The following is a 13,171-nucleotide window of genomic DNA, read 5'->3' as shown; positions in this document are numbered from 1 at the left end:
TCAAAGAACTTTATTGCTAACAAGTTGAAAGTACTTTTAATTTCTTTAATTGTTCCACTGCTTGTTTGAGTACTTCAATATCCTGTACTAATGCAACGCGAACATAGCCTGCTCCAGCGGAACCAAAAACGGTTCCTGGTACTATTACGACACCGGTTTGATCAATTACTTCAAAGGCGAAATCCCTGTCATTCATCTCATACGGATATTTTGCCCAAACGAACATCCCCCCAGTAGAAGGTGCGACTTTCCAGCCAAGATTAGTTAGTGCAGTTGTGAGAAAATGATGTCTCTCTGCAAATATTTTACGCAAACGTTCTGTTATTTCCTCTGCATGATTTAAAACAACAATACCGGCTTCCTGAATAGGTCCATAAATTCCGAAGTCTAAATTGGATTTCAGCTGCTTCATAATATCGATCATCTCTTTATTTCCTGCGATATAAGCAATTCGTGTACCTGCAAGGCTAAAGCTTTTCGATAAAGAGTTGATCTCCATCCCTACGTCTAACGCTCCTGGTGTAGAAAGGAAGCTGCTTGGTGAATCACCAGTAAAATAGAATTCCGAATAAGCCGCATCGTGCAGAATAATCACGTTGTATTTATTGGCAAAGGCAACGACTTTTTCAAAGAAAATCGGATCAGGCATTGCTGGAACCGGATTTCCAGGTAAATTTAATATCATTAGTTTTGCCTTCATCGCAATTTCCTCGGGTATTGCATCTAAATCAGGTAAAAACTTGTTCTCTTCTAATAGCTCCATATAATAGGGTGCAGCACCAGCAAGTTTAATGCCAGCATCATATGCTACATAACCTGGATTTGTTGTAAGTATGATATCTCCTTCATCACAAAAGGCGATTGGGAGATGTACCAGTCCTTCTTGTGAACCCATCGTTTGAACAATCTGCGTTTCTGGATCCAATAGAACATTGGAACGACGTTTATAATAATCTGCAACGGCCTCATTAAAACGCTTAGTGCCGGTAAGAGTATAACCATATGAGTTTGTTGCATAGCTAAGGTCTGACAATACTTTTCTAGCACGTTCATCTGGTGGAAGGTCAGGACTACCTAAGCTTAAATCATATAAGTCAAAGCCTTGAGCTTGCTTGGCAGCTGCTGCGGCTTTCAAATCTCCAAAAATTGCTTTTTCAAATAATGACATTTTAGTAGATGGTTGAACCTTCAATATAAGCACTCCTAACGCTTTATAAAATTTTATGTTTTATCATATCACAAATTTCAATAATATTGTGAGAAATGTGAATGTAATATATTACAATTGATAAAAGTTAAAAAAGAGACTATCCCCGAATTTATACTTAGGGGATAGCCTCTGATCATGTTTTTTAAGATGTTTCCTTCAACCTTAGTACTCCATCAGTCATTTCATAAACTTTGTCACAATACTCAATAAGGCGAGTATCATGAGTTACAACAATTGTAGTAGTTTTATTTTGTTTTGTTTCTTTTTTCAGTAGCTCCATAACTTCATAAGCTTTCTCAGAATCTAGAGATGCCGTAGGTTCATCAGCAAGAAGAATCGAAGGTTTACTATATAACGCTTTAGCGATAGCAACGCGCTGACGTTCTCCACCAGATAAATCGGCAGGATATTTTTTACGTAAGTCCTTAATACCAAGGCTATCATATAAAGCATTCAATTCCTCTGGCGTCATATTATCCTTTTTAACATTATCTAATAGCTTCATTTGGTTATCGATATTTAAAAATGGTACTAGATTAGATGCTTGCAATATAAATCCGATTTCTTTTAAACGAACTTTTGAGCGTTGTTTCTCATTTAATCGACCAAGATCTTGATTGTTGACTAAAATACCACCACTTGTAGGAGTTTGTAGTCCTCCAGCTAACGTTAAAAAAGTACTTTTTCCTGAACCTGAGGGGCCAATAACTGCTATTAACTCTCCTGGTTCGGCAGAAAAGTTTGTTTCTTTTAAAGCATCGACTTGTTTATGTCCACTGCCAAATGATTTTTTTACTTTTCTTAGCTCTAAAATAGCCAAATTATTAACCTCCTATCGCTTTAAGCGGATCAATTTTTACAATTGTTAACACAGAGAATACTGCTCCAAGTATTGCTACAATTATTAGTATCACACCATAAATGATCATAGTTGGGATATCAAACGAAACTGGAACCGCACTTGGCAAAAATGCTCCGGAAATTAGTGTCAAAGCAAAGCCTACGACTACACCTATGAATGCCAATAAAAACGTTTGAGCAATTACTGAACGAGACAAATAGCCGTTTGAAATACCCTGTGCTTTCATAACTCCGAACATACTAATCTTTTGAACTGTTAGTACGTAGAGGAAGATTGCCACAATGACAGAGGAAATAGCAAATAAGAAATAAATCATAAAGTTCAAAGTTAAAGATTGTTCCGTGTATCCGGGTAGATTTTCTATAAATGTTTCTACTTCAATTACCTCTAGATCTTCGTTAGAAGTAGAAATAGAAGAAAAATCACTTCCGCGAACAACAAGACCATTTATTTGTGTTTCATTTTCTGTGGCTCTTTCACCGAACTTCACCTTTTGGAAAGTAGCAACTTCCCCGTAAAGTACTGGAGCGGCATTGAAGCGTGCACTATCTGTAAAACCTACTATCGTTAACTTTTCATCAGTAGAAGAAAGTTCTAACTCGTCTCCTAGTTGGAATCCATCCTCTTTAAGCGTATCACTAGCGATTACTTCGTTGACTTTTTCAAATGTTTCTCCTTCTGTTACGTCAGGCATTATAAATTCTTCTGGATCTATTCCAAAAAGGGAAATATTTTGTTTGGCATTACCATTTGTTGCGATTGAATTTAATTGTCCGAGAATTGCTGTTTCTTCACCATCTATACTATCTGTTTCATCGGTAGTAAGAGAGGATTGGGGCAAACTTTTATCCGATTCTTCGGTTAGAACAATTGCTGTTGCATCCCATTTATCTACTGCTTCTCTATTTAAGCTCGCTAACCCTGTAGCTAGCCCAGATAAGAAAAATACTAAGTAGGATACTAGCATTAGTACTCCTACGATTAATGTGAAACGAAGCTTATTTTTTTTTATTTCATTCCATGCTAAAAACATTTGGTCACATCCTATTGGTAAATTTAATAACAGAATCATACCATATAATTTCTAGTTTGTATAACGTTTGTATAATGTTATTTTTAATTTGTTATACAATAAAACCTGATCGTCTCGCTATACAACGTGATTATCTGGTCGAGTGTCTGTCCGTCAATAAAATTCCTAAGATATAACCATACAAAACATGCCCTAGCATCCAATACCCTAATGATGGAAGGCTAGTAATAGCGGGAGTTCTTTCTGATAAAAATGTTGTTGGAAAGTATAGAGCCCCAATAACGAAACTGCAAGAGATACAAAAGGCTATCATTCTAGTGACAGACTTTTTCTTGAACTGCCGAATTAAAAAAAATAATATTAGCGAAACTACTATTGAAATAATTAAATGAAATGCAACTTCTACTACTTCAGGAAACTTAAACTGGTTCAATACGGGGATGTAATCAATATTTAATAATAATGTATAGACTTTATACTCTGTAATAAACTGAATTACTTTGAAAAAAAGGGTTAATACCAGACCAGCTATGGTTCCGTCTAGCACAACTTTTAGTAGAAGTTTTTTCTTTAATTTCATTAGCATTCATTTCCTTTCTGTAAAGTTACTTAGTCATTCCATCCTCGTCAAATGATTGTACAATGTTGTATATTGAATGTTATACCGATTTTATTTATACTGTAGCATACATACAATACAAATTACTCCAAATTAGTAGTAAGAGAGGGGATGACGTTTATGAACCAAACAGGAAGAAATGGTATATATACAATTCAGCAGGTTTCTGATGTCACTGGTTTATCTAAACAAGTTATCCGTAAATGGGAAGAACGTTATGAACTTGTACAACCTGAGCGATTAGAAAATGGATATAGAACATACAAGGAAAAGGATGTAAATACTTTATTAAGAGTTAAGGTTCTTTCAGAAAAAGGATACTCTATCAAACAAGCTGTAGATATGTTAGAAAAAGAACCTGAAAGTGTCGAATCTTTTTTTAAAGCCAAACAACTTAAGTTTGAAAAATTTAATGATTCAGTGATCCAGTTACTTGAAAAAGGAACTTATTGTGATGATCTTGAGCTAAACCTTATTTTGCAACAGTCCTACCATAAATTAGGACTAGAAGAATTTATCAGTAAAGTGATTATCCCTTTTCTTAAAGAAGTAGGAGACAGATGGGAAAGAGATGAGTGGGGTGAGTATCAAGAGGCAGTTTCTAGCATGAGTGTTCGGGACTTTTTGATACAAATAAGAAAAACCTTTCAGCTAAGGGATGACGCACCATTAGTCATTGGAGCATGTTTGCCAGAGGAGCATCACGAGTTGCCAATTCATATTATATTGCTGCAATTTATGCTTCGAGGTTGGAAAACTGTTTTAATCGGTGCATCACCAGCGCCAGGAGCAATAGAATCGTTAGTCCAAAAGCTAAAACCAAGTATTGTTATATTATCTGCTTCGACTACATTGCCTTTTGAAAAAGACCCTAAATTACTCCGAGGGCTCGACAAATTTGCAAGTGAACAGGAACAGGTAGAATTTTATATAGGTGGTAGTGGAGCACTAAATTATTTAGAAGGTAAAGAGTTAAATGCTATACAAGTAACTAATGATATAGAACAAATTTTAGTATGAATTGAAAAAGCTACTAGCTCTCTTATGATGAGCTGGTAGCTTTTTTTGCTAACTTGATATTTACGGTAATGTTATGAATTGAGAACTGCATCCTATACCATTTTGGACAAGTTTATAGCAACAATCATTAATAAAGAACAAATTACGTTAATAAAACAGATCGAATGATTAAAAATGTATAGATTTGTATATCCTTTTTTAAGAAGTTCCGAGTAAGATCATTTTCTTTAAGGAGACAATGTATATGACAGAAAAACCAAAAAACTATTCAAGAAGAGACTTTCTAAAAACTACAGGGATTGCTACTGGAGCTTTAATAGGAGGCGGGTTAATAGGCGGTTTAGTTGGGTTAAATGCAAATAAGACAGATCAAGAAGTATCAGAAGGCACTATAAATCATGAAATGGCAACTAACCAGGGATTTCAATTCTTTCAAAACCAGAGAGAGTTTGATGTACTCTCGAATGCTACCGAACGCATCTTTCCGAAGGATGATTTGGGACCAGGGGCAATTGATTTGGGGGTACCTTATTTTATTGATCGCCAACTAGCAGCGCAATATGGGAGTAATACGAAGGAGTATATGCACGGCCCGTTTGCTGTAGGGGCTAAAACCCAAGGCTATCAAAGTCGATTGACACGAGCATCTATCTTTAGGCAGGGAATTGCTCAATTGGAGGAAGAGGCAAGCAAAAGATTTGAAAAAGGATTTTCCAGTTTAGAAGCTGAGCAAATGGATGAAATATTAACAGCTTTTCAAAACGATGAAGTTCCTATGACGGGAGTTACTTCAGCATTTTTCTTCCGACTACTTCGAACGGCGACGTTAGAGGGGGCTTATGCAGATCCAATGTATGGTGGAAATCGAAATATGGATGGCTGGAAAATGAAAGAGTTTCCTGGTCATCAAATGGCTTATATCAATGTAATTGAAGAGGAAAAGTTCCAAAAAATTGAGCCAAAATCACTTAGTGGAATGTAAAGGAAAGTAGAGGGATAAAATTTATGGCTACAACATTACCAAAAGTAGACGTGGTTGTCGTTGGTTTAGGATGGACTGGGGGAATCATTGCGGCTGAATGTGCAAAAGCCGGGTTAAAGGTTATTGGTTTAGAAAGAGGAAGAAAACGAGGAACTGAGGACTATCAGAAAATACATGATGAATATCGTTATGCAGTTCGTTATGAATTAATGCAAGACTTATCTAAAGAGACTATTACCATTCGAAATAATCGAAAGATGCCAGCATTGCCAATGAGACAGTTGAGCTCATTCTTATTAGGAGATGGACTAGGAGGTTCCGGGACCCACTGGAATGGGCATACATGGAGATTTTATCCATATGATTTTCAAATTAAAACGATGACAGATGAAAAATATGGTCCCAATAAATTATCTAGTGATTATTTGCTGCAAGACTGGGGCGTTACCTATGATGAGCTAGAACCTTATTTTTATAAATATGATCAGACCGCTGGAATCTCTGGAGAAGATAAAAATCCTTTTTGGGGGAAGAGAGCACAGGATTTTCCTACTCCTCCTATGAAAAGAACTCCCATTTTGAAAAAGTTTGAAGGAGCGACCAAATCACTAGGATATTCTCCTTTTATGCTACCTTCTGCTAATTTATCGGAAGCATATACAAATCCAGATGGAGAAGTCATAACTGCTTGTCAATACTGTGGTTTCTGTGAGCGATTTGGTTGCGAATACGGAGCCAAAACATCACCTGAAATAACAGTTATACCTACCGCTATAAAAACTGGGAATTTTGAAGCAAGGTTTCATGCAAATGTAATGGAAGTCATAAAAAGTGGAAATAAGGTGACTGGTGTAAGGTATTTAGATACTCAGTCCGGAGAAGAGTTTATCCAAGAGGCCGAAGTAGTTGTTCTAGCAAGTTACGTTATGAATAACGCCAAATTACTTATGGTATCAAATATTGGTGAACAATATGACCCTGAAACTGGAAAGGGGACGCTTGGTAAAAATTATTGCTACCAAATATTACCGGGTGCAACTGGATACTTTGAAGAACAAATGAACACATTTATGGGGGCGGGAGCCCTTGGTATGTCTATTGATGATTATAATGCGGACAACTTTGATCATAGTGATTTAGACTTTATTCATGGTGGCAGTATTTCCATCACCCAAACCGGATATAGACCTATCGAAACAAATCCAATACAACAAGGAACACCAACCTGGGGAGCAGAGTTTAAGAAAAATTCTATCTACAATTATACTCGCACATTATCGATTGGAGCTCAAGGTGCCTCGATGCCACATAAGGAAAATTACTTGTCACTAGATAGTAAATACAAGGATGTTTACGGGTTACCGCTACTCCAAATGACTTATAATTTTACGGATCAGGATAGAGCCTTGCATAAGTATATTACAGAAATATCAACAAATATTATGAAGGAAATGGGAGCGAAAACGATAGAAGGTAAGGTAGCAATTACAGATTACGATATTGTTGGCTATCAAACAACTCATAATACGGGAGGGACTATTATGGGGGCTAATCCTGAAAATAGTGTAGTAAATCCGTTTTTGCAACACTGGGATGCAGAGAATTTGTTTGTAGTAGGTGCAGGAAACTTCCCGCATAACGGAGGGTATAATCCGACTGGAACAGTGGCAGCACTAGCCTATAAAAGCGCGGAAGGAATCATTAAATATAGTAAATCGGGTGGTTCGCTTGTTTAATGAATAGTAAAAGAATTGAAAAAGCTACGGGCCCTTATACAAGATAGGGTGCTGGTAGTTTTTTTTTTGGAATAAAATGATAGACATCTTAGAGAAAACATCCCTTCACCTTTTGTATATAAAAAAGTAGCATGAACACTGGTTTCATGCTACTTTAAAAAATGAATAATACTCCTGATTTCCGTTTCAGGCGTTTGTTGGTATGGCTTCTTCCTCACTCAATCCTACAGCTAAGATGATAGAATTAGATTTACTAAATGTAGTGATCTGCATATCAAAAAATCAATCGCCAACAATTCTGTTCAAAGCCTACTGAAAATGGCAGAAACAGGTTTTGACCTTAAAGTACCCAACGTCTTTTGTTCGGTTTTTCTGAGGTCAAAAAACTCAAATGATTTAGTACAAACAGATGAAATTATGGTATGATTAAACTAATAACCAGGTACTAATAACAGGTATAATATATGTGAATAATAAATCGGAGGTATTTATGAGAGACTTAATTCAATTAAAAGATAAAAATATTGTTGTTATGGGTGTTGCGAATGAGCGTAGTCTAGCGTGGGGAGTAGCAAAATCATTATTTGAAGTAGGTGCGAATGTTATCTTTACATATCGTAAAGAACGTTCCCTTGGAAAAATAGAAAAGTTATTGAAAGATAATAATTTAGAGGCAAAACTAGTAGTAGAATGTGATGTAAATAGTGATGATAGTATTAAAACTGCGTTCCAACAAATTGGACAGGAAGTTGAAGTAATCCATGGTGTAGTTCACTCTGTTGCCTTTGCGCATGCGGAAGATTTAAAAGGGGACTTTATACAAACTTCGAGAGAGGGCTATGCTTTTGCGCAAGATACAAGTGCTTATTCGCTTATTGCTGCAGCTAGAGAAGCAACGCCTTTTATGACTGAAGGTGGATCTATCGTAACAATGACATATTTAGGAGCTGAACGTGTACTAGAAGGCTACAATGTAATGGGGATTGCTAAAGCATCTCTAGAAGCATCTGTTAAGTACTTGGCTTTGGACTTAGGGAAAAACAATGTACGTATAAATGCTGTTTCCGCTGGGGCAGTTCGAACACTAGCAGCAAAAGGGATTTCTTCTTTCAATACAATCTTGCACCAAATTGAAGAAAAGTCACCATTAAAACGAAACGTGACTCAACAAGAAGTAGGCGATATGACCGTTGCGCTATTAAGCAATTTATCAAGTGGTGTAACAGGTGAGGTCATCTTCGTAGATTCTGGATATAATATTATGGGCTAAATTGGTATTGATTAATAAAAGCGGTGGAAGATGATCTAGTCATTTTCTACCGCTTTTAATCTTGAACTCGGAATATTAACGAAGTGATCGTAGTCTAAATATAAAACGTGTAATCCTCTGGTAACACGCGTTTTAAGAATTTCTTCGTGCGTTCTTCTTTTGGACTAACGAAAATATCGTGAGGGGTGCCTTCTTCAACTACTACTCCACCATCCATAAAGATAACTCGGTTAGCGACATCCTTTGCAAAGGACATTTCATGTGTAACGACTAACATAGTAGTACCTTCATTGGCAATATTTTTCATGACCGTTAGCACTTCTCCGACTAATTCTGGGTCTAATGCGGAGGTTGGTTCATCAAATAGAATAATATCGGGGTTTAACGCTACTGCTCGTGCAATTCCTACACGCTGCTGCTGACCACCGGAAAGCTGACTCGGATAGGAATCATATTTATCCGATAAACCTACTTTATCAAGAGCCCTTTTGCCAATATCATTTGCTTGATCTTTAGGTATTTTACGGCCGATGATTAGTCCCTCTGTTACATTTTCGAGAGCTGTTTTATTGTTGAATAAATTATAATTTTGAAATACGAAAGCTGTTTTTTGTCGGATGGTATGGATATCTTTTTTAGAGGCATCATGCAAATTTACTTGTAAATCACCAAAAGTTGCCTTACCGCTATCGGCTTTTTCTAAAAAGTTAATGCAGCGTAGTAAAGTCGTTTTTCCGGAACCACTAGGACCGAGAATTACTACTACGTCTCCTTTATCAATGGATAGGTCGACTCCCTTTAATATTTCATTCTTCCCGAATGATTTATGAATATCATTGATTTTTAACATAAGTAACCCTCCTTAAGCGCTCACATATTTGTATCTGCGAAGGCGTTTTTCATATAATTTAAATCCGTATTCGACAAGGCTACACAAAATAATATATACAAGGAAAATATCTATATATGCTTCCACATAGTTATAACCTACGTTTGCCGCTACTTTCGCCTTCAATGTAATTTCCTGTAAGGACATTGCATATCCAAGTGATGTAGCTTTTATTAGATTCACGGTAGCTGTACAAATATTAGGTAATGCTACGACTAGTGCTTGGGGTATTACGATTCGACGATATGCTTGGAAATTCGAAAGACCGACTGATTGAGCGGCCTCTAGCTGTCCTTTATTGACAGTACTTAGAGCCGATCTAAATACTTCTATCAAGATAGCGGTAGTGCTGAAAGAGAATACGATAAAAGCGTACCAAATAGGATTGATATCGTAGACGTTTATGTTAATGTTGTACCTCTCAAAAAACAGAGAAAGTATTAAGGGAACACTAGCATAAACGATAAATATTTGAATAATAATCGGCGTACCTCTTACGAAGGATACATATATTTGTGAAAATCTATTTAAAACAGGTATCTGATTGATGCGTGTTAAAGCCAATAAAAAACCTAAAGGTAGGGCAATAAGCAAAGCTACAATTGTAACAAGAAGCGTAATTGGCACACCGGATAATGCGATAAAGAACGTATCTATTAAAAATGTATAATTCAGACCTTCCGACATTATTTACACTCCTTAATTTGTGTTAATTGTATGTTTTCCTTTGCTAAATACTTTTTCAAGCTTGTCAAAGAATTTTTCGATAAGTATGGATAAAACCCAGTAAACAATCGCAAGTGCGATAAATATTTCTAATGCATGTGTATTGTAGTTTGCTGCAATGATTAAATTTGCTTTACCAACGATATCGATTAACCCGATTGTATAAGCAAGAGATCCTTCTTGAAGCAATGCTATAAGTCCATTTCCAAAGTTAGGAAGTGCAACAACTAATGCCTGTGGGAAAATGATACGTCTATATGCTTGAAAGGGGCTTAAACCTACGCTAACAGCGGCTTCAAATTGTCCCTTTTCGATGGACTCATAGGCAGACCTAATAACCTCCGACATTATAGCTGCGAATTGTAAGGTGAAGGTAATGACTACAAATACTGCTGTATTTAAATCATGTAAATATAACCCGAAATTATCGGCTAAGGCAGGTACACCGTAATACACTAAAAACAGTAGTACGATAGATGGAGTACATCTTAAAATGGTTGTATAGAAATTTGCCGTTTTTTTAGCAATTTTACTCTTGCCAAGCTTCATCACAGCAAGGATCAAACCGAAAAAAGTCCCGAAAATAATGGATAATCCCGCAACCATAAAAGTTACTTGTAAAAATGGAAGCAATACCGGAAGTGAGTTCCATATGTACGATATATCAAAATATTTTTCCATATTATGCATTATTCCCCCTGTGATATTTTGAAAGGCTGCCTGCGCATCCTACGCTAGGCAGCCCTTATAGGAATCCGATATTATCTTTCTACTTGGTCTAACACTTCAAAAAGATCTCGGCCGTAGAACTCAGTGCTAAGTTCATTTGTTTTCTTTTCTTCTTGTAATTGTTTTATAGCTTTATCATATGCATCTGCAAATTCTTGTTCTTTTTTGTTGAATAATGGCCATGTCTTGATAACAGCAAACTCATTGTAAACAACTTCATCTTTTAGGTTGTAATAAGGACCACTTTCATCTAAAACTTGTTTTTGGAATGGTCCTTCAATAATTACTCCCCCGTCAACGCGACCTTCATTGACCCATTGCACTACATCCACTGTAAATGCATCTCCAGCATCTAGTTTAACCGGATTATCAGGGTTTGCTTTGTTGTATTCGTCAATTACTGTATACTGCGCATTATTTGCAGCAATCGGTGCCAAAGAGTATCCAGCAGATGCAAAATCCTCTAAGGACTTAATATCTTCATTTTCTTTTTTCAAGACGAGACCTGCACTACTTAATCCAAGGAATTTTTGTGGAAATATAAATTTTTCTGTACGTTCCTCTGTCCAAAACGCATTTTTCACCCCAACTTGGAATTTGCCTTGTTCTACTCCGATTAATAGATCATCACTTGTAGTTCCTACATATTCAAATTCATATTCAGGTAGCAGTTCATCTACTAGTTTCATTACCTCTACGTCGTATCCAGTTGCATTTCCGTTGTCGTCTAACCAAGAAATAGGTTTAGAGGCCATGTCATATGCTACTTTTACTTTGCGAACATCTCCACCTTCTGAGGAAGTAGAAGCTTCTCCAGAACTACAAGCTGCTAAAATTGAAATAGACGCAAATCCAACTGCTGCTAATTTAAAATACTTATTCATGTTCATTCTCCTTATCTTTTCACTAAGTTTTTATTTTTTACCTCTTCTAACGCTGAAAGTGCCAGTTTTTTAATAGTCATATCATCCATAGGAGGATTATGAAGTCCTGCTCGGACATCTCGATAATAACGTTGTAGCGGATTAGTTCGCTGTAAGCTTTTAGCCCCAACTAAACGCATCGCTTTATCGACAATAGTGATGGCTGAATTAGTAACAATATGCTTCGCTACGCTTACTTCGTTTGAAAGTAAATCTTTTGTAGACTCATTGTCATAGGCAGTAGCAACTCCATAAATGACTAATCTAGCCTTCGTAAGCTCCAAATCTATTTCTCCGATGAGTTGCTGAACATTTGGTAGCTGTGCTATAGGTCCATTCAAGCTATTTGGTGAATGGGTATTGGCAAAATGTACTGCGTAGTCTCTTGCTGCCTGTGCAATTCCTAAATAGGTCGCTGGTATATGTAATAGCCAACCATTTATCTTCCCGCCACTAGCGAATTCAGGGAGTTCTACCAAATGCGATTCATGAACGAATACGTTATTTAGTACTAAGTCATTACTACTCGTTCCGCGCATGGATATAACATCCCAGGTTTCTTCAATGGAAAGACCTTCTGTATTACGAGGAATAAGGAAGAAGCCGACTCTTTCTTTTTCCTCAATCCAAGCAGATGTTAAAAAATAGGAAAGTACAGGGGAAGCGGTCGTGAATATTTTACGTCCATTTAATACCCAAGAATCTCCGTTTTTTATGGCAGTAGTTCCAGGTCTACCCCCACGCGTTGGACTTCCGGTTTGTGCTTCACTAACGGAACGATTTACGAGTGCACCATTTAATACTTCTGCTGCGAAAAAGTCTAGTTTCTCCTTCGTCCAGAGTTTGTTTTCGAATAGTTCACCAACAACACCTAAGCTCCAACCTACAGATAAAGCCGTATTGGCATCAAAGCTAGCAAGTGTTTCTTGTAAAAGAACCATATCGTAGACAGAAAATCCATTGCCTCCATATGATTCGGGTAGAGTAAGGCTTGCATATCCAAGCTTGATCAAATCCTCCACATTTTCTTTTGGGAAAATAGATTGCTCATCAATTTCGGCGGATTTACTTTTAAATTTATCTTCTAACACATATAAACGATCGATCCATAGTTGCTGTTTTTCCGTTTTGATGTACAAATTATTCAAAGTTGTCGTCTCCTTTAATATAAA

General features: G+C 36.7%; 13 protein-coding genes. 4 read left to right on the top strand and 9 right to left on the bottom strand.

Features of this window, described 5'->3' with window-relative positions:
- Positions 1 to 16: 16 nt before the first annotated feature.
- The 4 genes from KD050_RS09170 to KD050_RS09155 form a co-directional block, all read right to left on the bottom strand.
- Positions 17 to 1,192, bottom strand: a complete 1,176-nt coding sequence (locus KD050_RS09170; protein ID WP_211895865.1) for an aminotransferase class I/II-fold pyridoxal phosphate-dependent enzyme — start codon at positions 1,190 to 1,192, stop codon at positions 17 to 19.
- A gap of 160 nt (positions 1,193 to 1,352) precedes the next feature.
- Entirely contained in the window at positions 1,353 to 2,030 is a 678-nt protein-coding gene (locus KD050_RS09165; RefSeq protein WP_211895864.1) for an ABC transporter ATP-binding protein, read from the bottom strand.
- Positions 2,031 to 2,034: 4 nt separating this feature from the next.
- Positions 2,035 to 3,105, bottom strand: a complete 1,071-nt coding sequence (locus tag KD050_RS09160) for an ABC transporter permease (RefSeq protein WP_211895863.1) — start codon at positions 3,103 to 3,105, stop codon at positions 2,035 to 2,037.
- Between the two features lie 130 nt (positions 3,106 to 3,235).
- On the bottom strand, positions 3,236 to 3,691 hold the full coding sequence (locus tag KD050_RS09155; protein ID WP_211895862.1) for a hypothetical protein: 456 nt from the start codon (positions 3,689 to 3,691) through the stop codon (positions 3,236 to 3,238).
- A 153-nt stretch (positions 3,692 to 3,844) separates the two neighbouring features.
- Here KD050_RS09155 and KD050_RS09150 point away from each other — a divergent pair, with 153 nt between their 5' ends.
- The 4 genes from KD050_RS09150 to fabI all read left to right on the top strand — a co-directional run bounded on the left by KD050_RS09150 (position 3,845) and on the right by fabI (position 8,732).
- Positions 3,845 to 4,744 (top strand): MerR family transcriptional regulator, encoded by a 900-nt coding sequence (locus tag KD050_RS09150; protein ID WP_211895861.1) that lies wholly within the window; start codon positions 3,845 to 3,847, stop codon positions 4,742 to 4,744.
- Between the two features lie 244 nt (positions 4,745 to 4,988).
- Entirely contained in the window at positions 4,989 to 5,726 is a 738-nt protein-coding gene (locus KD050_RS09145) for a gluconate 2-dehydrogenase subunit 3 family protein (RefSeq protein WP_211895860.1), read from the top strand.
- A gap of 23 nt (positions 5,727 to 5,749) precedes the next feature.
- A complete protein-coding gene (locus KD050_RS09140; RefSeq protein WP_211895859.1) occupies positions 5,750 to 7,462 on the top strand; it encodes a GMC family oxidoreductase in 1,713 nt (570 codons plus the stop codon).
- Positions 7,463 to 7,952: 490 nt separating this feature from the next.
- Positions 7,953 to 8,732 carry an enoyl-ACP reductase FabI gene (gene fabI / locus KD050_RS09135; RefSeq protein WP_211895858.1) on the top strand — a complete coding sequence of 260 codons (780 nt, stop codon included), beginning with the start codon at positions 7,953 to 7,955 and terminating at the stop codon, positions 8,730 to 8,732.
- A gap of 94 nt (positions 8,733 to 8,826) precedes the next feature.
- Here the strand turns inward: fabI and KD050_RS09130 are convergent, their stop codons facing one another.
- The 5 genes from KD050_RS09130 to KD050_RS09110 form a co-directional block, all read right to left on the bottom strand.
- Positions 8,827 to 9,582, bottom strand: a complete 756-nt coding sequence (locus KD050_RS09130) for an amino acid ABC transporter ATP-binding protein (protein WP_211895857.1) — start codon at positions 9,580 to 9,582, stop codon at positions 8,827 to 8,829.
- A 12-nt stretch (positions 9,583 to 9,594) separates the two neighbouring features.
- On the bottom strand, positions 9,595 to 10,308 hold the full coding sequence (locus tag KD050_RS09125) for an amino acid ABC transporter permease (protein ID WP_235753956.1): 714 nt from the start codon (positions 10,306 to 10,308) through the stop codon (positions 9,595 to 9,597).
- 12 nt (positions 10,309 to 10,320) lie between these two features.
- Positions 10,321 to 11,028: an amino acid ABC transporter permease gene (locus tag KD050_RS09120; RefSeq protein ID WP_211895856.1), complete on the bottom strand. Its 708-nt coding sequence runs from the start codon at positions 11,026 to 11,028 to the stop codon at positions 10,321 to 10,323.
- 80 nt (positions 11,029 to 11,108) lie between these two features.
- Positions 11,109 to 11,960 (bottom strand): transporter substrate-binding domain-containing protein, encoded by an 852-nt coding sequence (locus KD050_RS09115; RefSeq protein WP_235753955.1) that lies wholly within the window; start codon positions 11,958 to 11,960, stop codon positions 11,109 to 11,111.
- Positions 11,961 to 11,971: 11 nt separating this feature from the next.
- Positions 11,972 to 13,147: an acyl-CoA dehydrogenase family protein gene (locus tag KD050_RS09110; protein ID WP_211895854.1), complete on the bottom strand. Its 1,176-nt coding sequence runs from the start codon at positions 13,145 to 13,147 to the stop codon at positions 11,972 to 11,974.
- Between the last annotated feature and the right edge of the window lie 24 nt (positions 13,148 to 13,171).

Origin of the sequence: Psychrobacillus sp. INOP01 (assembly GCF_018140925.1) — a bacterium.
Classification (GTDB): Bacteria; Bacillota; Bacilli; order Bacillales_A; family Planococcaceae; genus Psychrobacillus.
This window is presented reverse-complemented; position numbering and strand designations above follow the sequence as displayed.

Coding starts and splice junctions, on each gene's coding strand:
- KD050_RS09160 (WP_211895863.1), bottom strand. CDS start 3,105: ATGTTTTTAGCATGGAATGAAATAAAAAAAAATAAGCTTCGTTTCACA.
- KD050_RS09155 (WP_211895862.1), bottom strand. CDS start 3,691: ATGCTAATGAAATTAAAGAAAAAACTTCTACTAAAAGTTGTGCTAGAC.
- KD050_RS09150 (WP_211895861.1), top strand. CDS start 3,845: ATGAACCAAACAGGAAGAAATGGTATATATACAATTCAGCAGGTTTCT.
- KD050_RS09145 (WP_211895860.1), top strand. CDS start 4,989: ATGACAGAAAAACCAAAAAACTATTCAAGAAGAGACTTTCTAAAAACT.
- KD050_RS09140 (WP_211895859.1), top strand. CDS start 5,750: ATGGCTACAACATTACCAAAAGTAGACGTGGTTGTCGTTGGTTTAGGA.
- fabI (WP_211895858.1), top strand. CDS start 7,953: ATGAGAGACTTAATTCAATTAAAAGATAAAAATATTGTTGTTATGGGT.
- KD050_RS09130 (WP_211895857.1), bottom strand. CDS start 9,582: ATGTTAAAAATCAATGATATTCATAAATCATTCGGGAAGAATGAAATA.
- KD050_RS09125 (WP_235753956.1), bottom strand. CDS start 10,308: ATGTCGGAAGGTCTGAATTATACATTTTTAATAGATACGTTCTTTATC.
- KD050_RS09120 (WP_211895856.1), bottom strand. CDS start 11,028: ATGGAAAAATATTTTGATATATCGTACATATGGAACTCACTTCCGGTA.
- KD050_RS09115 (WP_235753955.1), bottom strand. CDS start 11,960: ATGAATAAGTATTTTAAATTAGCAGCAGTTGGATTTGCGTCTATTTCA.